Annotated in this window: 21 protein-coding genes and 1 other RNA gene; 8 read left to right on the top strand and 14 right to left on the bottom strand. The window is 67.3% G+C overall.

What is annotated here, in order from left to right; all coding sequences use genetic code 11:
- Positions 1-2 precede the first annotated feature (2 nt).
- The 11 genes from ACCQ13_RS02965 to mraZ form a co-directional block, all read right to left on the bottom strand.
- Complete coding sequence (locus tag ACCQ13_RS02965) at positions 3-959, bottom strand: D-alanine--D-alanine ligase (RefSeq protein ID WP_159406614.1); 957 nt, start codon at positions 957-959, stop codon at positions 3-5.
- Positions 956-2,389, bottom strand: a complete 1,434-nt coding sequence (murC, locus tag ACCQ13_RS02960; RefSeq protein ID WP_159406613.1) for a UDP-N-acetylmuramate--L-alanine ligase — start codon at positions 2,387-2,389, stop codon at positions 956-958. The genes ACCQ13_RS02965 and murC overlap by 4 nt, the downstream gene beginning before the upstream one ends.
- Complete coding sequence (gene murG, locus ACCQ13_RS02955) at positions 2,386-3,666, bottom strand: undecaprenyldiphospho-muramoylpentapeptide beta-N-acetylglucosaminyltransferase (protein ID WP_104602344.1); 1,281 nt, start codon at positions 3,664-3,666, stop codon at positions 2,386-2,388. The genes murC and murG overlap by 4 nt, the downstream gene beginning before the upstream one ends.
- Positions 3,663-5,042, bottom strand: a complete 1,380-nt coding sequence (gene ftsW, locus ACCQ13_RS02950) for a putative lipid II flippase FtsW (protein WP_104602343.1) — start codon at positions 5,040-5,042, stop codon at positions 3,663-3,665. Before ftsW ends, murG begins: the two co-directional genes overlap by 4 nt.
- Complete coding sequence (gene mraY / locus ACCQ13_RS02945) at positions 5,042-6,127, bottom strand: phospho-N-acetylmuramoyl-pentapeptide-transferase (protein WP_159406612.1); 1,086 nt, start codon at positions 6,125-6,127, stop codon at positions 5,042-5,044. The genes ftsW and mraY overlap by 1 nt, the downstream gene beginning before the upstream one ends.
- Entirely contained in the window at positions 6,117-7,637 is a 1,521-nt protein-coding gene (locus ACCQ13_RS02940; RefSeq protein WP_104602341.1) for a UDP-N-acetylmuramoyl-tripeptide--D-alanyl-D-alanine ligase, read from the bottom strand. Before ACCQ13_RS02940 ends, mraY begins: the two co-directional genes overlap by 11 nt.
- The gene (locus tag ACCQ13_RS02935) at positions 7,634-9,109 is read right to left on the bottom strand and encodes a UDP-N-acetylmuramoyl-L-alanyl-D-glutamate--2,6-diaminopimelate ligase (RefSeq protein ID WP_208800616.1); all 1,476 of its coding nucleotides are present in this window, start codon (positions 9,107-9,109) and stop codon (positions 7,634-7,636) included. The genes ACCQ13_RS02940 and ACCQ13_RS02935 overlap by 4 nt, the downstream gene beginning before the upstream one ends.
- An 8-nt stretch (positions 9,110-9,117) precedes the next feature.
- A complete protein-coding gene (locus ACCQ13_RS02930; protein WP_104602339.1) occupies positions 9,118-10,980 on the bottom strand; it encodes a peptidoglycan D,D-transpeptidase FtsI family protein in 1,863 nt (620 codons plus the stop codon).
- Between the two features lie 217 nt (positions 10,981-11,197).
- Positions 11,198-11,461 carry a cell division protein FtsL gene (gene ftsL / locus ACCQ13_RS02925; protein ID WP_005991913.1) on the bottom strand — a complete coding sequence of 88 codons (264 nt, stop codon included), beginning with the start codon at positions 11,459-11,461 and terminating at the stop codon, positions 11,198-11,200.
- Complete coding sequence (rsmH, locus tag ACCQ13_RS02920; RefSeq protein WP_167526819.1) at positions 11,458-12,516, bottom strand: 16S rRNA (cytosine(1402)-N(4))-methyltransferase RsmH; 1,059 nt, start codon at positions 12,514-12,516, stop codon at positions 11,458-11,460. Before rsmH ends, ftsL begins: the two co-directional genes overlap by 4 nt.
- A gap of 14 nt (positions 12,517-12,530) precedes the next feature.
- Positions 12,531-12,977, bottom strand: coding sequence for a division/cell wall cluster transcriptional repressor MraZ (mraZ, locus tag ACCQ13_RS02915; protein WP_003485296.1), 447 nt, complete (start codon positions 12,975-12,977; stop codon positions 12,531-12,533).
- Positions 12,978-13,298: 321 nt separating this feature from the next.
- Here mraZ and ACCQ13_RS02910 point away from each other — a divergent pair, with 321 nt between their 5' ends.
- Genes ACCQ13_RS02910 through ACCQ13_RS02900 form a run of 3 tightly spaced genes read left to right on the top strand, consistent with a single transcriptional unit; the run spans position 13,299 to position 14,679 of the window.
- Positions 13,299-14,087: an NRDE family protein gene (locus tag ACCQ13_RS02910; RefSeq protein ID WP_159406610.1), complete on the top strand. Its 789-nt coding sequence runs from the start codon at positions 13,299-13,301 to the stop codon at positions 14,085-14,087.
- 26 nt (positions 14,088-14,113) lie between these two features.
- A complete protein-coding gene (locus tag ACCQ13_RS02905; protein ID WP_029219051.1) occupies positions 14,114-14,365 on the top strand; it encodes a type II toxin-antitoxin system CcdA family antitoxin in 252 nt (83 codons plus the stop codon).
- Positions 14,362-14,679 (top strand): CcdB family protein, encoded by a 318-nt coding sequence (locus ACCQ13_RS02900; RefSeq protein WP_104602338.1) that lies wholly within the window; start codon positions 14,362-14,364, stop codon positions 14,677-14,679. The genes ACCQ13_RS02905 and ACCQ13_RS02900 overlap by 4 nt, the downstream gene beginning before the upstream one ends.
- Before the next feature lie 496 nt (positions 14,680-15,175).
- Here ACCQ13_RS02900 and rnpB read toward each other — a convergent pair.
- Both rnpB and rsmI read right to left on the bottom strand, forming a co-directional pair.
- Positions 15,176-15,602, bottom strand: an RNA gene (gene rnpB, locus ACCQ13_RS02895) — RNase P RNA component class A.
- A gap of 130 nt (positions 15,603-15,732) precedes the next feature.
- Complete coding sequence (gene rsmI / locus ACCQ13_RS02890) at positions 15,733-16,554, bottom strand: 16S rRNA (cytidine(1402)-2'-O)-methyltransferase (RefSeq protein ID WP_159406609.1); 822 nt, start codon at positions 16,552-16,554, stop codon at positions 15,733-15,735.
- A gap of 82 nt (positions 16,555-16,636) precedes the next feature.
- On the opposite strand from rsmI, the gene ACCQ13_RS02885 reads away from it, so the two are divergent.
- From ACCQ13_RS02885 to ACCQ13_RS02875, 3 genes are read left to right on the top strand one after another with little or no spacing between them, the layout of a single operon-like run.
- Positions 16,637-18,367 carry a penicillin-binding protein activator gene (locus tag ACCQ13_RS02885; RefSeq protein ID WP_159406608.1) on the top strand — a complete coding sequence of 577 codons (1,731 nt, stop codon included), beginning with the start codon at positions 16,637-16,639 and terminating at the stop codon, positions 18,365-18,367.
- Between the two features lie 5 nt (positions 18,368-18,372).
- A complete protein-coding gene (locus tag ACCQ13_RS02880) occupies positions 18,373-18,741 on the top strand; it encodes a YraN family protein (protein ID WP_104602335.1) in 369 nt (122 codons plus the stop codon).
- A gap of 29 nt (positions 18,742-18,770) precedes the next feature.
- Positions 18,771-20,156, top strand: coding sequence for an FAD-binding oxidoreductase (locus ACCQ13_RS02875; protein ID WP_104602334.1), 1,386 nt, complete (start codon positions 18,771-18,773; stop codon positions 20,154-20,156).
- 127 nt (positions 20,157-20,283) lie between these two features.
- Here ACCQ13_RS02875 and ACCQ13_RS02870 read toward each other — a convergent pair whose 3' ends face one another.
- Positions 20,284-20,985: a TetR/AcrR family transcriptional regulator gene (locus ACCQ13_RS02870; protein WP_104602333.1), complete on the bottom strand. Its 702-nt coding sequence runs from the start codon at positions 20,983-20,985 to the stop codon at positions 20,284-20,286.
- A gap of 92 nt (positions 20,986-21,077) precedes the next feature.
- Here ACCQ13_RS02870 and ACCQ13_RS02865 point away from each other — a divergent pair, with 92 nt between their 5' ends.
- Both ACCQ13_RS02865 and ACCQ13_RS02860 read left to right on the top strand, forming a co-directional pair.
- Entirely contained in the window at positions 21,078-22,118 is a 1,041-nt protein-coding gene (locus tag ACCQ13_RS02865) for an aldo/keto reductase (protein WP_104602332.1), read from the top strand.
- Positions 22,119-22,398: 280 nt separating this feature from the next.
- Positions 22,399-23,556: a metallophosphoesterase gene (locus ACCQ13_RS02860; protein ID WP_208800452.1), complete on the top strand. Its 1,158-nt coding sequence runs from the start codon at positions 22,399-22,401 to the stop codon at positions 23,554-23,556.
- The last annotated feature ends 102 nt before the right edge of the window (positions 23,557-23,658 follow it).

Here is a 23,658-nt window from a genome sequence, read left to right as displayed (position 1 = left end):
CTTCACAGCGTCTGCTCCAGTACGCGCCAGACCAGCGTTTCGAAATCGATGCCGAGCTGGCGTGCGGCCTTGGGCACCAGCGAGTGGCTGGTCATGCCCGGGGCGGTGTTCACTTCCAGCAGATAGAGCTGACCACTGGCGCGATCGCGCATGACGTCCACGCGGCCCCAGCCGCGGCAGCCCGCAGCACGGAAGGCGTCCAGGGCGAGCTGGCGGATCTGCGTTTCGGCCTCGCCTTCCAGACCCGGGCACAGATACTGGGTGTCCTCGGCGATGTACTTGGCGTTGTAGTCGTACCACTGCCCCTTGGGCACGATGCGGATCGACGGCAGCGCGGTGTCGCCGAGCACGGCCACGGTGAGTTCGTCGCCCTCGATCAATTGCTCCATCAGCAACGCGCCGTCGTAGCGCGCAGCCAGCCGCACCGCTTCTTCGAGCTGGGCCTGGTCGAACACGCGGCTGACGCCGACGCTGGAGCCTTCGTTGGCCGGCTTGACGATCACCGGCAAGCCGATCTGCCGGGCGGCGGTGTGGATGTCGGCGGCACTGGCACCGGCAGCCAGGCGCGCATAGCGCGGCGTGCTCAGGCCCAGCGACAGCCACACCTGCTTGGTGCGGATCTTGTCCATGCTCAGGGCCGAACCCAGCACGTCCGAGCCGGTGTACGGGATGCCGAAGGCTTCCATCAAGCCCTGCACGATGCCGTCTTCGCCGCCGCCGTTATGGCCATGCAGCACGTTGAACACGCGATCGAAGCGGCCGGCGACCAGCGCCTGCGCCAGCGCGGGAATGCCGTCCACCGGCTGCGCATCGACACCGCAGGCGCGCAAGGCGTCCAGCACGTTGCTGCCGGAATTCAACGACACCTCGCGCTCGGACGAGGTACCGCCCAGCAGCACGGCGACGCGGCCGAACACGGCCGGACCGTTGCTGCGTGCGGCGGCGATGGCCGCGCTCATGCCTGCTCTCCGACAAAGCCGTGATGGATGATGTGCTGCGCCACGTAACCGATGTCGCCAGCACCCATCATCAGTAACAGGTCGCCATCCTGCAGCACGTCCGGCAACACTTCGGCCAGGCCGGCGATCTGCCCGACCACTACCGGCTCGCTGCGGCCGCGTGCGCGGATCGCACGCGCCAGTGCGCGCGAGTCGGCGCCGGGAATCGGCGCTTCGCCGGCCGGGTAGACCTCGCTCAACACCAATGCATCGACGGTGCTGAGCACGGCGGCAAACGCATCGAACTGATCGCGGGTACGGCTGTAGCGGTGCGGCTGGAAGGCCACCACCAGGCGTTTGTCCGGCCAGCCGCCACGGGCGGCGGCAAACACCGCTTCCAGCTCGCGCGGATGATGGCCGTAATCGTCGATCACCCGCACGCGTGCGCCGTTGCTGGTGGTGACTTCGCCCAGGTCGTTGAAGCGCCGGCCGATGCCGGCGAAGTTTTCCAACGCGCGCGCAATGGTCTCCGGTGCCACACCCAGCTGCCAGCCGATCGCGGCAGCGGCCAAGGCGTTGAGCACGTTGTGGCGGCCCGGCAAGGCCAGCGTCACCGGCGTGGTGGTGCCTTCGGGCAGGCGCAGGGTGAAGCGCATGCGCGGGCCATCCTGCACCACGTCTTCGGCGCGCACGTCGGCGTTCTCGCTCATGCCGTAGGTCATCACATGACGCGGCGTCTTGCCGGCCAGTGCGGCGACTTCCGCATCGTCGATACACAGCAGCGCCAGACCGTAGAACGGCAGGCGCTGCAGGAATTCTGCGAATGCCGCCTGGATACGCGAAAAATCGTTGCCGTAGTTTTCCAGGTGGTCGGCGTCGATGTTGGTGATGACCGCCATCAACGGATTCAGGCGCAGGAAGCTGCCGTCGCTCTCGTCGGCTTCAGCCACCAGCCATTGGCCGCCACCGAGCTTGGCGTTGGCACCGGCGGCCAGCAGCTGGCCACCGATGACGAAGGTCGGATCCAGCCCACCTTCACTCAACACCGCTGCGGCCAGGCTAGTGGTAGTGGTCTTGCCGTGCGTACCGGCGACGGCGATGCCGCGACGGAAGCGCATCAGCTCGGCCAGCATTGCGGCGCGCGGCATGATCGGAATGCGCTGGCTGCGCGCTTCCATCAGCTCTGGGTTGTCTTCGCGGATCGCGCTGGACACCACCACGCAATCGGTTCCCAGCACGTTGGCGGCCGAATGCCCACGCATCACGCGCGCACCCAGCTTGGCCAGCCGTCGCGTGGCCGTGTTATCGGAGTTGTCGGAGCCGGACACTTCATAGCCCAGCGTCAGCATGACCTCGGCGATCCCGCTCATGCCGGTACCGCCGATACCCACGAAATGCACGCGCGGGAATGCACGCACCAGATCGCCACTATCCTGCAGACGACGGATCACTGGGCACCTCCGGTGGAGGTGGGAATCGGGAATCGGGAATCGGGAATCGTGTGGAGCGGAGCGCCAACGGCAACGGATGCTTGGTCGGTGCGCTTGTCTGCGTGCATCGAGATAGGTTCCTGCAAGTGTTCTGAGCTCTGCCGATTCCTCATTCCCGATTCCCCATTCCCGGCCTCTTGCAGAATGATGTCGGCAATGCGCTCGGCGGCATCTGGCTTGGCCAGGGTGCGGGCAGCTTGCGCCATCGACAGGCGGCGTGCGGGGTCGGCGAGCAGGGTCTGCAGGACCTGCTGCAGGCGCACCGGCAAGCTGTCGTCCTGCTTGAGCAGCACCGCGGCATCCGCGCCGACCAGGTATTCGGCATTGCGGGTCTGGTGATCGTCCACGGCGGCGGCAAAGGGTACCAGCACGCTGCCGACACCGGCGGCGCATAGTTCGGCCAGCGTGGAGGCGCCTGCACGGCACACCACCAGATCGGCCCAGGCGTAGGCAGCGGCCATGTCGGCAATGAACGGTTCGACGCTGGCATCGACGCCGGCCTGTGCATACGCCGCATCGGCTTCGCCGCGCAGCTTTTCGCCGCACTGGTGGCGCACCTGCACGTCGGGGTGAGCGAGCGCGGCCAGCGCCAACGGCACCGCTTGATTGAGCACGCGTGCGCCCTGGCTACCGCCGAGTACCAGCACACGTACCGGCCCACTACGACCGACCAGGCGCGTGGCCGGCGCGGGCAGCGCGGCGATTTCCGCGCGCACCGGATTGCCCACTGCCTCTTCGCCTGCGAAGCTGCCGGGAAATCCGGTCAGCACGCGGCGCGCAAACCGCGACAGCACCTTGTTGGTCATGCCGGGCGCGCGATTCTGTTCGTGCACCAGCAAGGGCACGCCAAGCAGGCGAGCGGCCAGGCCGCCCGGGCCGGCGGCGAACCCGCCGAAGCTGACCACCGCGCACGGCTGGCGCTTGCGCAGCGCGAAGCCGGCCGCGCGCACTGCGCGCATCACTCGTACCGGGGCACCGAGCAGTTTCAGCACACCCTTGCCACGCAGGCCGCTGATGGCCAGCGTGTCGATGGCGATCCCATGCTGCGGAACCAGGCGCGTTTCCATCGCGCCGTCGGCGCCCAGCCAGGTCACCGGCACGCCACGCGCGCGCAGTACCTTGGCCACGGCCAGACCAGGGAAGATATGCCCACCGGTGCCGCCGGCCAGAATCATCACTGGTTGATTCCCCGCACATGCATGTGCGGGCTCTTGCGAGGGATTCGCATGAACGCTCACGCAATCCTCCCGAATGTCGGTTCCACGCGCGGCTGCATGCGGCTGGTGCCGCGCAGGATCGCCGACGCCGGTGCCACTGAAGGTGCTGCAGGTGACGCCGCCGCCACCGGTGCCGGCGCTGCCGCCGTCTCACGCTGCGGCTTGCGTCCCGCGGTATACGCCGGCGGAGCCGGGTCGGCCGCCGGCTCAGCCGGCTCGGAGGGTGCAGTGCCCACGCCCTGCGGCGACAGCTTGCTGCGCAGCCGCTCGGCACGGTCCATTTCATAGGACACGCGCAGCAGCAGGCCCATCGCCACGCAGGTCATCAGCACCGATGAACCGCCGGAAGAAATCAGCGGCAGGGTCAGGCCCTTGGTCGGCAGAATTCCCAAGTTCACGCCGACCGAAACGAAGCTCTGCAGGCTGATCCACAGGCCGATGCCGAAGGCGATGTAGCCGGAGAAGTGGCGCTTCATTTCCACGCAGCGCATGCCCAGCCAGAACGCACGGCCGACCAGCAGTGCATACAGTGCGATGACCCCGCATACACCGACAAAACCCAGCTCCTCGGCAATGACCGAAAAGATGAAGTCGGTATGCGCTTCGGGCAGATAATTGAGCTTCTGCACGGAGGCGCCCAGGCCGGCACCGGTCCACTGGCCGCGGCCAACCGCCATCAACGCATTCGACAGCTGGTAGCCAGAGCCCAGCTGGTCGGCCCACGGATCCAGGAACGAGGTGATGCGACGCAGGCGGTACGGCTCCAGGATCGCGATGAAGGCGAACACCGGCAGGCCGATCACGATCGGCATCGACATGCGTGGCAGGTTCACGCCGCCCAGCACCAGCATGCCGGCAGTGATGGCCAGCAGCAGCGTGGACGAACCGAAATCCGGCTGCATCAGCAACAGGCCCACCAGCGCGACCGCCACGCCCAGCGGCTTGAGCATCGCCGGCCAGGTCGCGTTGACCTCGTCGCGGAAGCGCACCAGGTAGCTGGACAACCACACGATATAGAGCACCTTGACCGCTTCGACGGTCTGGAACTTGGACACGCCCAGGTTGATCCAGCGCTTGGCGCCATTGACGCTGCTGCCCAGCCCAGGCACGAACACCACCACCAGCAGACCGAAGCAGGCCAGCAGCAGGACCTGGTTGTACTGCTCGATGGTCTTGAGTTCGGTGCGCATCGCCCAGAACGCCAGGCCCACGCCGATGCCCAGAAACAGCAGGTGGCGGGTGAGGTAATAGAACGGGTTCTCGGACAGCTCGATCGAGCTGGAGGCCACCATCACCACGCCCAGCGAGGCAAGCGTGGCCGCCGCGCCGAGCAGCCACGGGTCGTAACGGCCGCCAATGGCGTCCAGTCGCGTGGCCTGGCGGGATAGGTCGTTCATCAGCGTACCTTCAACGTAGCCAGGCCGATCAGCACCAGCACCACCGAAATGATCCAGAAGCGCACGATCACGCGCGGTTCCGGCCAGCCTTTGAGTTCGAAGTGGTGGTGGATCGGCGCCATGCGGAACACGCGTTTGCCGGTCAGCTTGAAGCTGGCCACCTGGATCATCACCGACAGCGTCTCGATCACGAACACGCCGCCCATGATGACCAGCACCATTTCCTGGCGCACGATCACCGCGATGGTGCCCAGCACCGCGCCCAGTGACAGCGCGCCGATATCGCCCATGAACACCATCGCCGGATAGGTGTTGAACCACAGAAAGCCCAGCCCTGCCCCGGCAATCGCCGCACAGATGATGATGAGCTCGCCAGCTCCGGGAATCAGCGGGATTTTCAGGTATTCGGCAAACACCACGTTGCCCGAGGCGTAGGCGAACACACCCAGCGCGCAGGCCACCAGCACGGTGGGCATGATCGCCAGGCCGTCCAGGCCATCGGTGAGGTTGACCGCATTGGAAAAGCCCACGATCCAGAAGTAGGCAATCACCACGAAGCTCACGCCGGCCAGCGGCAGCGCGATCGACTTGAACATCGGGATGTAGAAGGTGATCGCCGCCGGTACGTCGGCGGTGTAGTACAGGAACAGGCCGGCGGCCAGGCCGAAGATGGACTGCAGCAGGTACTTCGAGCGCGACTTCAGGCCGTTGGGATCGCGACGCACGATCTTGATCCAGTCGTCGTACCAGCCGATCGCCCCGAAGCAGAGCATCACCGCCAGCACCAGCCACACGTAGCGGTTGCGCAGGTCGCCCCACAGCAGCACCGACAGGGTCACGGTAAGCAGGATCAGCGAGCCGCCCATGGTCGGCGTGCCGGCCTTGGAGAAATGCGTCTGCGGGCCGTCCTGCCGGATCGGCTGGCCACCCTTGAACTGGGCCAGCTTGCGGATCACTGCCGGGCCCATCCACAACGACAGGAACAGCGCGGTCAGCGCCGCCAGGATGCCGCGGAAGGTCAGGTAGTTGAACAGCCCGAAGAAACTCTCCAGTTGCTGCAGCCAGCGTGCCAATTCAAGCAGCATGGGAGGCCTTCCCCGCAGCGGCGAGCAACGCGGCGACGATGCGGTCCATGGCGCTACCACGGGAACCTTTCACCAGGATGGTGATGGAGCCGGGAGCCGGGAGGGCATCCGTAGACTGCGTTTGCTGATGGTGACTCAAAACAGTTCCCTGCGTATTTTCTGGTACTTGCTGTTGCGTATCCCGGGTCCCCGGTCCCCGCTCCCCGGTCCCGGCCAGATCCCTCTGCAACGCATCGATCAATTCGGCGTGCGTGGCGAACACCCGCCCACCGGCGCCGAACGCCTGCGCAGCCGCGGCACTGAGCTCGCCCAGTGCGTACAGGCGCTGCAGCTTGGCCGCGCGTGCGCGCCGACCGGCAGCGGCATGCAATGCGGCGCCTTCCGGGCCGAGTTCACGCATGTCGCCCAGCACCAGCCAACCCTTGCCCGGGGCGGTGGCCAGCGCATCGATGGCGGCATCCAGCGAACCGGGGTTGGCGTTGTAGCTGTCGTCGATCAGCAGCGCGCCACCGGGCAGCGGGTGGGCAATCTGCCGGCCCGCCACCGGGCGCGCCTGCGCCAGGCCGGCGGCAATGACCGGCAAGGCAATGCCCGCACCCAGCGCCAGGCCGGTGGCGGCCAGCGCGTTGAGTACGTTGTGGCGACCCGGCAGCGGCAGCGCAATCTGCGCCTGGCCTTGCGGGGTCACCAGCGTGAACTGCGCGCCCTCGGGATGTAGCCGCAGCCCGCGCGCGGTGATCTCGGCGCTGGCCTGCAGGCCGTAGCGCAGCACGCGACGGCCGTGCACCGGCTGCGCCAGCACTTGCTGCTCGAACCAGGCGCCAAAGGCATCGTCGGCATTGACGACCGCCACGCCATCGGCCGGCAGCGCGGTGTAGATGGCGCCCTTGGTCCGTGCCACGCCAAGCAGGCTGCCCAGGCGCTCCAGATGAGCCGGGGCGATATTGTTGACCAGGGCCACGTGCGGCCGCGCGATTTCGGTGAGATAGGCGATATCGCCGGGCTTGCCGGCCCCCATTTCGTATACCGCCACATCGGCATCGTCCGGCGCGGCGATCACTGCCAGCGGCAGGCCGATTTCATTGTTGCGATTGCCCGGCGTGGCGTAGACGGTGGTGCCATCCACCCGCCCGGCTTCGGTCAGGATCGCCAGCAGCAGCGCCTTGACGCTGGTCTTGCCGTTGGAGCCGGTCAGCGCGATCACGCGGGTGGCACGGTCGCGCTGCAGGCCGGCAGCAATGCGCGCCAGGGCCAGTTCGGTGTTGGCCACCAGGACCTGCGGCACGCCCAGCGCCGGCAGCAGGCGCTCGACCAGCACACCGCTGGCACCCCGCGCCACCGCGTCGGCGGCAAAGTCGTGCCCGTCGAAACGCTCGCCACGCAGCGCCACGTACAGGCTGCCGCTGGCGAGCGTGCGGGTATCGTTGCCGACCGCATCGATCATGGCGTCCTCGCCATGCAGTTCGCCGCCGGCAAAATGCGCGATCAGCGACAGCGGGGTGAGCTTCATGCGCGCACTCCCAGTACGGTGCGTGGCAGCAAGGCCTGCGCCGCCACCACTGCATCATCGAAGGCATGCTGCACGCCGGCCACTTCCTGGTAGGGCTCGTGGCCCTTGCCGGCGATCAGCACGATATCCGAGGCACTCGCCATGCCGATGGCCTGGTGGATGGCCGCGGCGCGGTCGCGCTGCACGATGGCCGCATCCGGACGCGCGAAACCGCGCAGGATGTCGGCAACGATCGCATCGCCTTCTTCGCCGCGCGGGTTGTCGTCGGTGACGATCGCCACGTCGGCGTTGACTTCGGCAATGGCCGCCATTTGCGGGCGCTTGCCGGCATCGCGTTCGCCACCGCAGCCGAACACGCAGATCAGCCGGTCCTGCGCATGCGCGCGCAGGCTGCTCAGCGCCTGCTCCAGCGCATCGGGGGTGTGTGCGTAATCGACCACCACCAGGGGTGCGCCATGCGCGCCGCCGAGGCGATTCATGCGGCCGTGGATCGGCTGCAGTTGGCCAAGCACCTGCGCGATCTGTGCCGGGGCGTAGTCCAGCGCATGCAGCGCGCCGGCCACCGCCAGCAGGTTGTCCACGTTGAAGCGGCCCAGCAACGGCGAGTGCACCGGATGCACCGCGCCAGCGAGATGCAGCGCGAAACCAATCCCGTTGTGGTCCAGCTGCAGGGCTTGCGCACGCACGCCTGCCTGGGCCTGCCCACGCGAACTCACCCCGACCGCGCGCAGTGCCGGATCGAGCGAGGTAAACAGGCTGCGGCCGAACGCATCGTCCAGATTCACCACCGCCGCCTTCAATCCGGCGCGGGAGAACAGCTTGGCCTTGGCGGCGCCGTACTGCGCCATGTCGCCGTGGTAATCGAGATGGTCGCGGGTGAGGTTGGTGAACACCGCCACGTCGAAATGCACCGCATCCACGCGGCCCTGATCGAGCGCATGCGAGCTGACTTCCATCGCCACCGCCTGCGCGCCTTCCTCGCGCAGCTGCGCCAGCAAGGCGTGCATGGGCAGCACCAGCGGCGTGGTGAATCCGGTGGGCACGGTCGCGCCGTACAGGCCTACGCCCAGCGTGCCCAGCGTACCGGTCGGTGTGCCGAGCAAGGTCAAGGCCTGCGCCAGCAGCTGCACGGTGGAGGTCTTGCCGTTGGTCCCGGTGACGCCAACCGTGCGCAGCGCACGCGAGGGGTGACCATGAAACTGATCGGCCATCGCACCCAGGCGCATCCGCAGGCCGGGCACCGCGATCGCATCGGCAGGCACAGGCAGCTCGGCCGGCGCCGGTGGTTCGAACAACACCGCCACTGCGCCATTGGCGCGCGCCTGCGCGACAAAACCCAGCCCATGCGCACCGAACCCGGCGATGGCCACGAAGGCATCGCCCGGACGCACCGCACGGCTGTCCATCACCAGGCCGGAGACCTGCACATCGCGCACAAGCGTCAGGTCCGGCAATAGCTGCGACAGCGGCATGCTGCGGCTCACTGGCGGGTCTCCTGCAACGGCGCCGGCTGCGCGGGCGCGGCCGGCGCTGCGATCGCCGTCGGAATGCCGGCGGACACTTCGTCCACCGGGTCCGGCACCAGTGCCGGATCCAGATCGGCCGGCTGCGGCTTGACCACCGGCTGACCGGTCTTGCCTGCGGCCTGTGCGGCCAGCCACGACTGGATGTCGTCCGGCGGCACGTCCATCAGGCGCAACGCACCTTCCATCACCTTGTGGAACACCGGCGCCGACACCAGGCCGCCGTAGTACACCTTGCCTTGCGGATCGTTGATGACGATGACGGTGGCAAAGCGCGGGCGAGTCGCCGGCACCAGGCCGGCAAACAGCGCATTGTAGTGGCCGCGCTCGTAGCCGCCGGCGCCGTTCTTGCGCGCGGTACCGGTCTTGCCGGCCACGTGATAGCCCAGGATCGCCGCGCCCTTGGCGCCGCCCTGGGTGACCACGGTTTCCATCATGTCGATGACTTCGCGCGCCACTTCCGGCGTGACCACCTGGCGCGATTCGTTATGTTGGCCACGCACGAAGGTTGGCGGCGTCAGCTTGCCGCCATTGCCCAACGTGGCATAGGCCTGCGCGATCTGCAGCGGTGTCACCGACAGGCCGTAGCCGTAGGACATCGTCGTCTTGGACGGGCCGCTCCACCGCTGCGGCTGCAGCACCACGCCGGACGATTCGCCCGGAAATCCGCTATGCGGCGCGCTGCCGTAACCAAAGTTGCGGATCGACTGGTAGAAGGTCTGGTCCGGCACCTTGGCCGCGATCTTGGCCGCGCCGATGTTGGAGCTGCGGGTAATGACCCCGGTCACGTTGAGCACGCCGTTGTTGCGCGGCACATCGCGAATGGTGAAGCGCCCCACCGACATGTAGCCGGGGTTGGTGTCGATGACGGTGTCCTTGGTCACCACGCCGGCAGTCAGCGCGGTGGCCACGGTCAGCGGCTTCATCGTCGAACCCGGCTCCACCAGATCGGTGACCGCGCGGTTGCGACGCGCCGACGGATTGATGCCGGTCACCGAATTGGGGTTGTAGGTGGGCAGGTTGACCATCGCCAGCACTTCGCCGGTGGCCACGTCCATCACCACCATCGAGCCGCCGGCGGCGTTGTTTTCGACCAGCGCGTTGCGCAGTTCCTTGTAGGCCAGGAACTGGATGCGGCGGTCGATGCTCAGGGTCAGGTCCTTGCCCGGCTGCGCCGGACGCACCAGGTCCACGCTCTCCACGATGGCGCCGCGCGCATCGCGCACCACCTTCTTGGAGCCGGGTTTGCCGCGCAACCATTCGTCGAAGGCCAATTCCAGCCCTTCCTGGCCGCGGTCGTCGATGTTGGTGAAGCCCAGCACGTGGGCCATCGCCTCGCCTTGCGGATAGAAGCGGCGGAACTCGCGCTGCGAGAACACACCGGGGATCTTCAGATCGACAATCGCATGCGCCTTGTCCGGGTTGATCCGACGCTGCAGGTACATGAATTCCTTGCCGGCCTTCTGCGCCAGCCGGGCATTCAATTCGTCCAGCGGCTGGCCCAGCGCGGTGGCCAGCTCGGGAATGCGGTCCGGATTGCGCAGCAATTCCTGTGGATTGACCCAGATCGATTCCACCGGCGTGGACACCGCCAGCGGCTCGCCGTTGCGGTCGGTAATCATGCCGCGCGAGGTGGCGATGGGCAGTTCGCGCAAGTAACGCGCCTCGCCCTGACGCTGGTAGAAATCGCGGTTGACCAGCTGCACGAATGCCGCGCGCCCGATCAGAGTGACCGAACACAGGCCCAGCGCGATGCCGACCAGGGTCAGGCGACCGCGCAGGTTGAAGTTGCTGCGGGGACGGTTGCGACCAGCCTTCATGGCGCACCTCCGTGTGCGCCACCCTGCGGGCGGCTACGCCGTGCAAAACGGCTGTCCTGCCGTTTTGTCATGGGCGCAGCACCATCCAGTGCGCCACCCTGCGGGCGGCTACGCCGTGCAAAACGGCTGTCCTGCCGTTTTGTCATGGGCGCAGCACCATCCAGTGCGCCACCCTGCGGGCGGCTACGCCGTGCAACCGAGCTGTGCTGCCGCTGGATCATGGACGCACGACCACGATGTCGTTGGTCTCCGGGAACTTCATCCCGATGCGCGCGCGCGCGACCTGATCGACCCGGTTACTTTCCGCCCAGGTGGCTTGCTCCAGTTGCAGCCGGCCGAATTCGATATTCAGTTCATCGCGCGTGTGTTCGAGCTTGGACAACTGCACGAACAGCTTGCGATGCATGTGGCGCATGTACACCACCCCGATGGCCGAGGCGATGCTGCAGGCCAGCAGCACGATGAGCAGCAGGCGACTCATGCAGCGTCTCCGTTCGGAAACGCCGGGAATCGGGAATCGGGAGTCGGGAATCGGGAAGCAGCGGCGCTGTCGCCTTTACCCATTCTCGATTCCCCATTCCCCATTCCCAGCTTCTCAGCCACCCGCAACACCGCGCTGCGGGCGCGGGGGTTGATGTTCAATTCGGCGTCGTCGGCCTTGATGGCGCCGCTCACCAGCTGCAACGTGGGCACGAACGGCTGCGCTTCGGGCAGGCGACGGTTGCTCGGCGGGGCCTTGGCGTAGCGGGCCATGAATTGCTTGACGATGCGATCTTCCAGCGAATGGAAGCTGATGACCGCCAGGCGGCCGCCCGGCTTGAGCGCGTCCAGGGCGGCGTCCAGCCCGGCTTCCAGATCGGCCAGCTCGCGGTTGATGTGGATGCGGATGGCCTGGAAGCTGCGCGTGGCCGGATGCGTCTTGCTGTCGCCGCGCGGCATGACCGAGGCGATCAGATCGGCCAGTTGCGCAGTCCGCAGCAGCGGCTGTTCGGCGCGACGCGCCACGATGGCCCGCGCAATGCGCCGGCTCTGACGTTCTTCGCCGTAGGTCCACAGCACATCGGCGATCTCGCGATCACTCGCCTGCGCCAGCCACTGTGCCGCGCTCTGGCCGTTGTCCGGGTCCATGCGCATGTCCAGCGGGCCGTCCTTGCCAAAGCTGAAACCGCGCCCGGCCACGTCCAGCTGCGGCGAAGACACGCCGAGGTCCAGCAGGATGCCGTCCACCGTTGCGGCCGCAACCATCTGGCCAAGCGTGGCGAAACTGCCGCGACGGATGGACACGCGCGCATCGCCACCGAACCGCTGTTCGGCCACCGCGATCGCTTCAGGGTCCTTGTCCATCACCAGCAGTCGACCTCCCGGCCCAAGGTGTTCCAGCACGCCGCGTGCGTGCCCGCCACGACCGAACGTGCCATCGAGGTAAGTTCCGGCTTCGGTCACCTGCAGGCCCTCTAGAACCTGCGTGTACAGCACCGGCACATGCGCCGCCGGCGGCTGCGACACCGGGTGACCGGGCTGCGCTTCACCGCGCATCCGGGCACCCCGGCTCACAACCTGAGATCGAGCAATTCATCGCCCAGATCCCCGTCAGACAAGGTCTGCTGGATCAGTGCGCGATGTGCCTGCTCGCTCCAGAGTTCGAATTTGTCGCCCATGCCGAGCAGCACGGCTTTCTTCTCGATGCCGACCGCATTGCGGTGGCTGGCCGGAATGCTCAGACGGCCATTGGCATCGAGTTCCAGCACGGCCGATGAACCCACCAGCTTCTGCTGCAGCGTGCGCACCACGCGCTGGGTGTTGGGCTTGGACATCACATCGTCGCGCACCCGTTCCCACTCCTTCTCCGCGTACAGCCACAGACAGCCGGCTTCGAAGGGGTTGTAGGTGAGCACCAGGCGATTGCCGCTCACGCGCGCGACCAGGTCGCGATACGCGGTAGGAACCGCCATGCGCCCTTTGTCGTCCACCGTGATGGCAGTTTCGCCTTGAAACACCGAATGCAACCTCGAATACCGCTAGGGGTTATTGAACCACGAAAAACCACAAAACACCTGGTTTTCCCTCCGATGCCCACAGTAGCAGTGCGCCCAAGGTTGTCAACAACTTTGACGGCCGCAAATCGCTAGTCACATCAATGAGTTGCGCCACTCTTTAGAGACTTGTTCAAAGCTTATCCACAAGTTGCTGTTTCATCTCATATTTTGAGATTGAACGGAAATTCAGCGCTGTGAAGGCCATGTAAACTCGACCTGGATCTCACTTCACGCTGCGCCAGCGCCACGCCGCAACTGCGCAAAGCGGCGACAATGGCCGGCATGTGCCTGGTCGCCCTTGCCTGGAAAACCCACCCGCGCTGGCGCCTGCTGCTGGCCGGCAACCGCGACGAATTCCACGAGCGGCCCACCGCCCCGTTGGCGCGGTGGGCGGCGCCTGCCGACAGCGTGCTGGCGGGCCGCGACCTGCGCTCGGGCGGCAGTTGGGTCGGACTGGGCAGCGACGACCGCGTTGCCGTGGTGACCAACGTGCGCGATCCGCTCGCCACCGCCTCGGGCCGCTCGCGCGGGCATCTGATCGCGGACTACCTGTCCGGCAGCCCAGGCGCCGCCGCCTACGCCGACGACCTGGCCGGCGCCGCACACGCCTTCCCACCCTTCAATCTGTTGCTATGCGACGCCGAGCGCTGCGCGCATCTGAGCAATCACCCGCCACTGGCACGCCTACTGGCACCGGGCATCCATGGCATGTCCAACGGTCCGCTGGACATGCAGTGGCCAAAGACGCGCGCATTGACCGGCGCCCTGCACAACTGGTGCACCCACGACAGCGACGACCTGCAACCGCTGTGGGACGCGCTGGGCGACCGAGCCACCGCGCCCGATCACGCCCTGCCCGACACCGGCGTGGACCTGCCTACCGAGCGCCTGCTTTCGGCCGCCTTCATTGCCGGCCCGACCTACGGCACCCGCGCCAGCACCATCGTAGCGGTGGACCATCACGGCGGCGGTTTCATCCACGAGCGCCGCTTCGGCCCGAATGGCATCTTCCAGGGCGAAACGCGGCTGGACATCCCCGAACACGTTGACAACCCACAATCATGCGCATAGCGTGCGCATGACCTAGGAGGCAACGCATGAACCGCTATTACGATGCTTCTGCACAGAAGAAGCCGCTCAACCTGACCATCAACGCTGACTTGGCCTCCCAGGCCCGCGCGATGACCGGCAACCTGTCGGCCAAGGTGGAGGAACTGCTGGCCGAGTACGTGACCAGGGAGCGCGACACCCACAGCGCCAGGGCGATGGAGTTGCAGCGCGCCGCGAGCGAATGGAAAACCTTCACCGACGCGCACGGCTCCTTCGCCGACGAGTTTTCCACGCTATGACCGACCAGTTCGATGTCTACGCCAACGTCGGACGCAACAAGAACATTCCTTATGTGGTGGTCGTGCAGTCGAAGATCTTCGGTGCCTCCCCGCGCCGCGTCGTCGTGCCATTGGTCAGCAAGTCTGCGCACTCCCCGACCCCCTCCCGCTTCACTCCCGAATTCGTGGTCGCCGGCCACCGCGTCATCCTGCAACCGCTGGAAATGACGTCGGTCCCGCTCGCGGTACTCACCCAGCCGGCTGGCTCACTCAAGGACGAAGGGCGGCGCATCGTCGACGCCCTGGACGAGCTGTTCACCCGCTCGTTCGGCTAGCACCGGACACGGCTGCGAGGGGTATGGAATGCCCGGAGCCGGGGCCGGCACCTGGTACTGCTGAAGCCTGCGCTAAATGCTTGCCCCCATCCGCCCTTCGGGCACCTTCCCCCGCAGGCGGTGGAAGGGAGTTGATCGCGTAGCGAGAGTTCCTCGACCAACCAACTAACTGCAAGCCCCCTTGAGTCAAGGGGGCGCGGCGACAGCCGCGGGTTTTGGCATGCCCGGAGCGGAAACCGCGCCTCGTACTGCTGAAGCCTGCGCTAAGTGCTCGCCCCCATCCGCCCTTCGGGCACCTTCCCCCGCAGGCGGTGGAAGGGAGTTGATCGCGTAGCGAGAGTTCCTCGACCAACCAACTAACTGCAAGCCCCCTTGAGTCAAGGGGGCGCGGCGACAGCCGCGGGTTTTGGCATGCCCGGAGCCGGGACCCGCGTTTTGTACCGCCTGCGGCGGTACGAAGCGTGGGCGCCTTTTTTGGGCCTACGCCCAAAAAAGGCGGCGAAGCCGGCCGATAAGCCGGGTTCTGTCGTGGACAGTCATTCGTCTAGGCGCTACGTCACCGCAGCGCTCAAGCAACCTACCCGGATCCAGCGCGGGCCACGCCAATGGATCCCTATTTGGTCTTGCTCCAGGTGGGGTTTGCCGTGCCGTTCCGTTACCGGACTCGCGGTGCGCTCTTACCGCACCATTTCACCCTTACCGGCCCCTCGCCACCCCTCTGCGGCCTCCGAGCGCACTTGGCGATGCGATGCATCGCTGGCACGTTCCAGTGGCGGCAGAGGGGTGACGAGGGACGTAGGCGGTATCTTTCTGTTGCACTTTCCGTCGGCTTGCGCCGCCCAGGCGTTACCTGGCACCTTGCCCTGTGGAGCCCGGACTTTCCTCGGCACCCTTGCGAGTGACGCGACTGTCTGGCCGACTCCGCCGGGGAGCATTCTACGCTATCGCCGCCATGCAAAACGGCGCAGCGCACATCGTAGGAGCGCACCCGGGCGCGACGGGCTTGATCGGGAACGCTCCCTCGCGCCCGGGTGCGCTCCTACCACGGCAAGATTAGCCGCCGTACAACGCCTTGCGCGGCGCACCGGTCAGTTCGGCGGCCAGCTTGGCCGCGGTGGACGGCGGCAGGTGTTCGGCGAGCGTGGCGTAGACGCGGCGGCCTTCGGCCAGTTGGCCGTCGGCGGCATCGGCAGCACCCTGCACCATCACCACGAACTCGCCCTTGCGCTGGTTGTCGTCGGCTTCGACCTGGGCCTGCAGCTGCGCCAGGCTGCCGTCGAGCACGGTTTCGAACAGCTTGGTCAGTTCGCGGGCGATCACCGCCGGGCGCTCGTCGCCGAAGGCCAGGCGCAGGTCGGCCAGCGATTCGACGATGCGGTGGGAGGATTCGTAGAACACCAGGGTGCGGGTCTCGCCGGCCAGGTGCGCCAGGCGCTCGCGGCGGGCGGCGCTCTTGGCCGGCAAAAATCCCTCGAAGCCGAAGCGGTCGCTGGGCAGGCCGGCCACGCTGAGCGCGGCAATCGCCGCGCATGCCCCCGGCACCGGGCTGACCTTGATGCCAGCCGCACGCGCGGCGCGCACCAGCTTGAAGCCCGGGTCGCTGACCAGCGGGGTGCCGGCATCGCTGACGATGGCCAGCGATTCGCCCTCACGCAGGCGCGCGACGATGCGCTCGGACATGGCCTCTTCGTTGTGATCGTGCAGGGCCAGCAGCGGGCGGTCGATCCCAAAGTGGCTGAGCAACTGGCGGGTGTGGCGGGTGTCTTCGGCGCAGATCGCGGCCACGCCACGCAACACCTCCTGCGCGCGGGGCGACAGGTCGGCCAGGTTGCCGATCGGCGTGGCGACCACGTGCAGGGTTCCAGGGGACATCATCAGCGGTCTTCCAGGGGCAAAGGGTAGAATCGTAGCGGTTTTCCACGGACCGCCCTGGCGGCCCCTGTCCAATGGATCTGAAATGAACAAGCGTGTTGCAAGGATCTCCGCCCTGTCGCTGCTGGTCATGCTGGCCGCCGGCTGTGCCACCAGCAGCATCACCCAGACTGCCTCGCCGACGCAGAGCGCGGCGCTGGCGCTGCTGGACCAGGGCAAGCCGCGCGAGGCGGCGCAGCAGCTGGAAGCCGACGCCGCCAGCGCCAGTGGTGCGCAGCGCAGCCGCCAGCTGGCCGCCGCCGCCTTCGGCTGGCACGACGCCGGCGACGATGCGCGTGCCCGCACGCTGCTGGCGCAGGTCAACGCACGCCACCTGAGTGGCGAAGACCGCGCCCGCTTCGGGCTGCTGACCGGCGAACTGGCGGTGATCGACAAGCAGGGAGCGCAAGCGCTTCAGGCCCTGGGCGACAGTCCACAGGGACTACCCCAACCGCTGCAGACGCGCTGGCTGGTAGCCCACGCCGCCGCGCTGGAAGCCACCGGCGACCTGTTCGGCGCGGCCGCAGTGCGTGCGCGTGCCGATGCCAGCCTGACCGGCACCGCGCGCAGCGAGAACCAGCGCGCCATCGTGCGCCTGCTGGCCGCGCTGGACGATGCCACCTTGAAGGGCCGCACCACCGCGCTGCCGGCCGGCGACCCGCTGTACAACTTTGCTGGGCGCGCCCTCATCAGCCGCGGCCTGGCGCTGCCGCGCGCGTTCGAGCGTGATGCGCAATGGGGTTTCGACACCAGCAAGCGGCCGCCAGCCGAACGCGACGGCTATCGCCCGCCGGTCAAGCTGGGCGTGCTGTTGCCGCTCACCGGCAACCTGGCCACCGCCTCCGCGCCGGTGCGCGACGGCTTGCTGGCCGGCTACTACGCCGAAACCCGCCGCCGCCCGGAGGTGCAGTTCTTCGACACCGCCGGCACCGCCGCCGGTGCCAATGCCGCCTACGACAAGGCCGTGGGTGCCGGCGTCGATTACGTGGTCGGCCCGCTGGGTCGCGACGAGGTCAGCGCGTTGTTCGCGCGCGGCCAGCTCGCGGTGCCGGTGCTGGCACTCAACCGCCCCACCGACAACAAGGCACCGCCGACCGGCAGCGCGGGCTTCTCGCTGGCGCCGGAAGACGACGGCATCATGGCCGCCGAATACCTGCTCTCGCGCGAGCGCCGCAACGTGCTGATCGTCGGCACCAGCGACGACAACGGCAAGCGCACCATCAAGGCCTTCCGCGACCGCTTCAGCGAGCGCGGCGGCGCTGTCGCCGGCAGCATCAGCGTGGCCGATGCGCCCGGCGACATTGGCGCGCAGCTGCGCAATTACGGCACCGCCGACGCGGTGTTCCTGGCCGTGCGCGGCAACACCGCCCGCGCGCTGGCACCGCAACTGGCGCTGTCGGGGTTTGCCGGCAAGTCGCGCGTGGCCACCTCGCAGCTGATCGCTGGCACCGGCAAGGCCGAGGACGACCTGGCACTGGACGGCATCATCTACCCCAGCGAAACCTGGACCGCGCTCGGGGTGTCCGGCCTGCCGGCGGCCAGCCAGGTGGCCAGCACGCTGCCCAGCGCGCGCGGACCGGCCGCACGCCTGTTCGCGTTCGGCTACGACGCCTGGAAAATCAGCGCGTATCTGGAAAAACTCGCCACCGGTAGCGATGGCGGGCTGCGTGGCGCCACCGGCACCCTGCATCTGGACGGCTTCGGCAACGTGCTGCGCACGCCGGCCTGGTCCACCTTCAACGGTGGCCGCCCGGTACCGATCGCCGACGGCCGCTGAGGCCCATGCCGGCAGCGCGCCAGCAACGCGGGGCGGCGGTGGAAGCGGCGGCCTGCGCGTTGCTGCAGCAGGCCGGCTTGCTGCTGGTGGTGGGCAATGCCAACTACCGCGGCGGCGAACTGGATCTGGTGATGCGCGACGGCCAGATGCTGGTGTTCGTGGAAGTGCGCTACCGCCGCGATGCCCGCTTCGGCAGCGGCGCGGCGTCGGTGGATCTGCGCAAGCGCCGCAAGCTGGTATTGGCCGCGCAATTGTTCCTCGGCGCACACCCGGCGCTGGCATCGCTACCTTGCCGCTTCGATGTGGTGGACGCCAGCGGCGAGCCGCCGGTGCTGAACTGGATCCGCGACGCCTTCCGCGCCGACGATTGCTAGATGACTCCCAACGCACGTAGCGACCTGCGATGACCGACCTACTTCCCACCATGCTGTCCGGGTTATTGGCGACCCGGCTTGGACCCGACGGCTGGCTGACCGGCGACGACGCGCGCCGCCGTTATGGCGAAGACGATTCGCGTCGCTGGGCATTGCCCGCCGCCGTGGCGCTGCCGCGCGATACCGAGGATGTTGTGGCCATCGTGCAGGCCTGCCGCGCGCATGCCGTGCCGATCGTGGCGCGCGGCGCGGGCACCGGCACCACCGGCGCGGCGGTGCCGTTTTCCGGCGGCGTGGTGATCTCGATGACGCGCATGAATCGCATCGTGGCCTTGCGCCCGGAAGACCGCTGCGCCGTGGTGCAGCCCGGCGTGCTCAATGGCGATCTGCAGCAGGCCTTGCAGCCGCATGGGCTGTTCTGGCCGCCAGATCCATCGAGTGCGGAGATCTGCAGTATCGGCGGCAATCTGTCCACCAACGCCGGCGGCCCGCGCGCGGTGAAGTACGGTACTACCCGTGACAACGTGCTCGGCCTGGTGGCCGTCACCGGTGCCGGCGAAGTGATCCGCTGCGGCGGTGCCTACACCAAGAATTCCACCGGCTACGACCTCACGCATCTGTTGATCGGCAGCGAAGGCACCCTGGCGATCATCGTCGAAGCGACCTTGAAGCTGACCCCGCGCGCGGTGGCGCAGGCGGGGCTACGCGCGTTGTATCGCGACGCAGCCAGCGCGGCGGCGGCGGTGTCGCGGGTGATGGCGCAACCGACCACGCCGACGATGCTGGAATTCATGGATGCCAGCGCGATTGCGCTACTACGCCGCAACGGCAGCGATGTGCCCGAGGCCGGCGCGATGCTGTTGATCGAAGCCGATGGCGATCACGACACCTTGCCCTACGCACTGCAAGCACTGCACGCCGCCGCCGATGGCGAGGGCGTGCTGAGCCTGGACATCGCCGCCGATGGCAGCGCGCGCGAAAAACTGTGGGCCGCGCGCCGCGCGCTGTCGCCGGCACTGCGCACCATCAAGCCCGGCAAGATCAACGAAGACGTGGTGGTACCGGTCTCGCGCATTCCCGACCTGGTGGCCGGGGTGGAGGCGCTTGCTGTGGAATGCGCGCTGCCGATCGTCGCCTTCGGCCATGCCGGCAACGGCAACCTGCACGTCAACATCATGTACGACCCCGCCGATGCCGACGAAGATGCACGCGCACACACTGCATTACCGCGGCTGTTCGCATTGGTGCTCTCGCTGGAAGGTACGCTCTCCGGCGAGCATGGCATCGGCGTGGCCAAGCGCGATTTCATGACCCAGGCCTTCAACCCGGCCACGCTGGCGGCGATGCGTGCGATCAAGGCCGCGCTGGATCCGGATGGGATCTTGAATCCGGGTAAGGTGCTGCCGGACGCTTGAGCCACGACATGCACAGTTGAGCGACGATGCAGCCGCGGTCATGCGTTCGTGCACTGCGGCGCGGCCTGGAATCGTGACCGTCCGAACGTCATCGCCAGGCACCCAACTAAACTGGCACCTCAACCGGCTAGCGCTCGCCCTGGACGTGGCGGTCGCCTGGCTCGCTCGCCGCCGGCGCATTGCACAGCGCCGGCAGCAGCAGGCCATCGAGCATGCGGACCAGGAACGCCAGGTCGAACGGTTTGCGCTGGATCAGCACCCGATACGCGGCCATCGACGGCACCACCTGCGCGGCGCACTCGATGTCGGCATGCGCAGACAACTCGCCGCGCGCGAGTGCGCGCCGCATCAAGACACGATTGGCCACCACCCACGGCTCGACGATGGCGGCATTGCCCGCGTCGGCCAGCTCCGGGTGCTGTGCCAGCACAGCCGCCAGCCCGGCCATCAGTTGCAGCGTGCGCTCCCCCTCCTTGACCGAGCTGGGCTTGAACAGGGCGAGCAGGTCTCCACGCAGCGTTCCGGTGTCGGGTAGCGCGGCGGGATCAACCTGGCCGCGCTTGGCGTGCGCAACCGCGTCCACCACCAGGTCGGCCTTGGATTTCCAGCGCCGGTAGACCGTGGCCTTGCCGGCCTTGGCGCGCTGCGCCACCAGATCCATCGTCATGCCCTCGTACCCGTGCTCGGCAAGCACGTCGATCACGGCATCGAGGATGACAGCGTCGCGCCCGTGGTCACGCCTGCGGCCGCGTGCTGTTGCGACGGCTGCGGGGTCGTGCGGCGGCGATGGAACATGCAACGGGTTGTCCAACGGTGTTGTCTTTTTCATGAATAAATACGGTACCGATTAGTTCCGGAACTTGCAATTCTCGTTTATGCATGTCTTCATGGCGCCACTCACCAACGACCGGAGACACGGAAATGCGCTACAACAGATTAGGAACGACAGGGCTGTTTGTCTCCGAACTGAGCCTTGGCTCGATGACTTTCGGCATTCCGGAAGCCAAGTATGCGGCCGCCGGCGGCCTGGACCAGGCTCAGGTGGACGCGCTGGTCCGCCGCGCGTACGACGCCGGCATCAACCTCATCGACACCGCCAATGTCTATTCCAACGGCCAGTCCGAAGCCATGATCGGGCGGGCGCTGCAGCGGCACGGTATCGCACGGCATGAGGTGGTGCTTGCGACCAAGGCTGCGCACGCCACCGGCGCCGGGCCCAACGACGCCGGCACCTCGCGGCATCACCTGATGCATCAGGTCAAGCAAAGCCTGAAGCGCCTTGGCACCGACCACATCGATCTGTATCAACTGCATGGCTGGGACCCGGCAACGCCGATCGAAGAAACCTTGCGTGCACTCGACGATCTGGTGCGGCAGGGGCATGTGCGTTATGTCGGCGTGTCGAACTGGGCCGCGTGGCAGGCGGCCAGGGCACTGGGAATCGCCGAACGCCTCAACCTGACCCGCCCACAGGTCTATCAAGGCTACTACTCGCTGGCCGGCCGCGATGCCGAGCGCGAGCTGGTGCCGCTGCTCGCCGCCGAGCAGATGGCGCTGCTGGTCTTCAGCCCGCTGGCGGGCGGCTATCTCACCGGCAAGTACCGCCAGGGCCAGCAGGCAGGCCGTCGCGCCACCGTCCCCTTTCCTCCGGTGGATGAGGCCAGGGGCGAGGGCTTGCTCGCAGTGATGGATGAGGTGGCCAGCACGCATGGCAGCACACTCGAAGCGGTCGCGCTGGCCTGGCTGCGGCAGCAGCCGGTGGTGACCAGCATCGTGCTGGGCGTCACCTCGGTGCAGCAGCTGGACGCCAACCTGCTGGCCAGCGATGTGACGTTGAGCGCGGACGCATTGGCTGCCCTGGACCAGGCAAGCGCACTTCCCCCCGAATATCCTGGCTGGATGATCGCCAATGGCAGTGCTGCGCGCGATGCATTACTGGCGACCGGCATGCTGCCCGGCTAGCGCATGTCGTGTCAGGTGAGAGGCCTGTGCTGGCCTTCGGCGCAGCAGGCATCGCATCGCTGACACGTTCGACCTCTGCCGCGCCGCTACCGCATGAGGCGTCGTGCGCGGCGGCCGGGTCGATCGCGATCCGTGGCGCACCTTGGCTTGGCGCGCACAGACCGCTTGCCGCTGCATTTGGCATATCCCTACCGCAGGCAGTTTTCGCCAGCGACCCGGAAATGGCGCACGCACGCATCCGGCCCACACCTTCGCAGCCCAAGGCCGACCATCCGACTGCATGGCCTGCGCCATCCTTCGCCTCCAACCGACGAAACCTCCAATGTTCCATATAGTCTTTGCGCTCCCGTCCATCTACGTCATCGGCAGATTCCTCTGGCCGCTGCCATGGTCACCGGCACTGAAACTGGCTGTCGCGGCGGCATTGCTGCTGGCCTCGCAATACCACCTGTATTGCCGGCTCTCTTCCGGCAGCGTGTTTTCGCCGGAGATGCCGCGCAGCCTGGTGATCTTCTTCAACTGGGCATTTGCCGCGATCCTGCTGCTGGCGTTGCTGCAACCCCTGCTCGATCTGGTCGCGCTGGCCGGCTGGCTACGACGCCACCCGCTCACGGTGCCGGCGGGCCTGCGCTACGCCATCGGCCTTGGCGCCTGTGTTCTGGCTGCCGTGGGCGTGCACCAGGCGATCCGCGTGCCGGCGGTCAAGCAGGTCGAGATCCGGATCAGGAACCTGCCGCCGCAGTTCGACGGCTACACACTGCTGCAATTGACCGACCTGCACATCAGCCGGCTGTTCGACGCGTCCTGGGCCCAGGAGGTGGTGAAACGCGGCAACCGTCTGCAGACCGATCTGATCGTGGTCACCGGCGACGTCATCGACGGCAGCATCGAACACCGTCGCCAGGACGTGGAGCCGTTACGCGCGCTGCACGCACGCGACGGGGTCTACTTCATCCCCGGCAATCACGAATATTTCTTCGAGGCCACGGCATGGACGCGCTACCTGAGCACGCTGGGCATGATTCCGCTGGAAAACAGCCATACGGTGCTACGTCGCGGTGATGCCGCGCTGATCATCGCCGGTGTCACCGATCTGTCCGCGCCCGAGGCGGGCCTGCCGCCACCGGACCTGCACGCCGCCCTGCACGGGGCACCGCCGCACACGCCCATCGTGCTGCTGGACCATCAACCCAGGCAGGCACGCCAGGCAGCGGCGCAAGGCGTGGACGTGCAACTGTCCGGCCACACGCATGGTGGTCTGATCCTGGGCGTGGACCGGTTGTTCGCGTTGGCCAACGCGGGCTTCGTGTCGGGGCTGTACGAGGTCGCGGGCATGCAGCTGTACGTCAACAATGGCACTGCACTCTGGCCTGGACTGGCATTGCGGTTGGGTCGCCCATCGGAGCTGACCCGGATCACGCTGCGTCGCGCACCGTAGACAAGCGTGCGCGCTCCATAAGCACGTAGCAGCACTGCTTGGCCGGGGCGGCAGCCATCTCGGTCGGGCAGCATCGACGCGGCGGCAACTGCATCCGGTCTG

This window comes from Xanthomonas sp. NCPPB 1638, from assembly GCF_041475635.2.
Taxonomy (GTDB): domain Bacteria; phylum Pseudomonadota; class Gammaproteobacteria; order Xanthomonadales; family Xanthomonadaceae; genus Xanthomonas; species Xanthomonas cucurbitae.
The sequence above is the reverse complement of the archived record's forward strand: the minus strand, read 5'-3'. Positions and strand labels throughout refer to the sequence as shown.

What these genes read in the sequence shown, in the direction of transcription:
- ACCQ13_RS02965 (WP_159406614.1), bottom strand. Translation starts at nt 959, where the DNA reads ATGAGCGCGGCCATCGCCGCCGCACGCAGCAACGGTCCGGCCGTGTTC.
- ftsW (WP_104602343.1), bottom strand. Translation starts at nt 5,042, where the DNA reads ATGAACGACCTATCCCGCCAGGCCACGCGACTGGACGCCATTGGCGGC.
- mraY (WP_159406612.1), bottom strand. Translation starts at nt 6,127, where the DNA reads ATGCTGCTTGAATTGGCACGCTGGCTGCAGCAACTGGAGAGTTTCTTC.
- ACCQ13_RS02940 (WP_104602341.1), bottom strand. Translation starts at nt 7,637, where the DNA reads ATGAAGCTCACCCCGCTGTCGCTGATCGCGCATTTTGCCGGCGGCGAA.
- ACCQ13_RS02935 (WP_208800616.1), bottom strand. Translation starts at nt 9,109, where the DNA reads ATGCCGCTGTCGCAGCTATTGCCGGACCTGACGCTTGTGCGCGATGTG.
- ACCQ13_RS02930 (WP_104602339.1), bottom strand. Translation starts at nt 10,980, where the DNA reads ATGAAGGCTGGTCGCAACCGTCCCCGCAGCAACTTCAACCTGCGCGGT.
- ftsL (WP_005991913.1), bottom strand. Translation starts at nt 11,461, where the DNA reads ATGAGTCGCCTGCTGCTCATCGTGCTGCTGGCCTGCAGCATCGCCTCG.
- rsmH (WP_167526819.1), bottom strand. Translation starts at nt 12,516, where the DNA reads ATGCGCGGTGAAGCGCAGCCCGGTCACCCGGTGTCGCAGCCGCCGGCG.
- ACCQ13_RS02910 (WP_159406610.1), top strand. Translation starts at nt 13,299, where the DNA reads ATGTGCCTGGTCGCCCTTGCCTGGAAAACCCACCCGCGCTGGCGCCTG.
- ACCQ13_RS02905 (WP_029219051.1), top strand. Translation starts at nt 14,114, where the DNA reads ATGAACCGCTATTACGATGCTTCTGCACAGAAGAAGCCGCTCAACCTG.
- ACCQ13_RS02900 (WP_104602338.1), top strand. Translation starts at nt 14,362, where the DNA reads ATGACCGACCAGTTCGATGTCTACGCCAACGTCGGACGCAACAAGAAC.
- rsmI (WP_159406609.1), bottom strand. Translation starts at nt 16,554, where the DNA reads ATGATGTCCCCTGGAACCCTGCACGTGGTCGCCACGCCGATCGGCAAC.
- ACCQ13_RS02885 (WP_159406608.1), top strand. Translation starts at nt 16,637, where the DNA reads ATGAACAAGCGTGTTGCAAGGATCTCCGCCCTGTCGCTGCTGGTCATG.
- ACCQ13_RS02880 (WP_104602335.1), top strand. Translation starts at nt 18,373, where the DNA reads ATGCCGGCAGCGCGCCAGCAACGCGGGGCGGCGGTGGAAGCGGCGGCC.
- ACCQ13_RS02875 (WP_104602334.1), top strand. Translation starts at nt 18,771, where the DNA reads ATGACCGACCTACTTCCCACCATGCTGTCCGGGTTATTGGCGACCCGG.
- ACCQ13_RS02870 (WP_104602333.1), bottom strand. Translation starts at nt 20,985, where the DNA reads ATGAAAAAGACAACACCGTTGGACAACCCGTTGCATGTTCCATCGCCG.
- ACCQ13_RS02865 (WP_104602332.1), top strand. Translation starts at nt 21,078, where the DNA reads ATGCGCTACAACAGATTAGGAACGACAGGGCTGTTTGTCTCCGAACTG.
- ACCQ13_RS02860 (WP_208800452.1), top strand. Translation starts at nt 22,399, where the DNA reads ATGGCCTGCGCCATCCTTCGCCTCCAACCGACGAAACCTCCAATGTTC.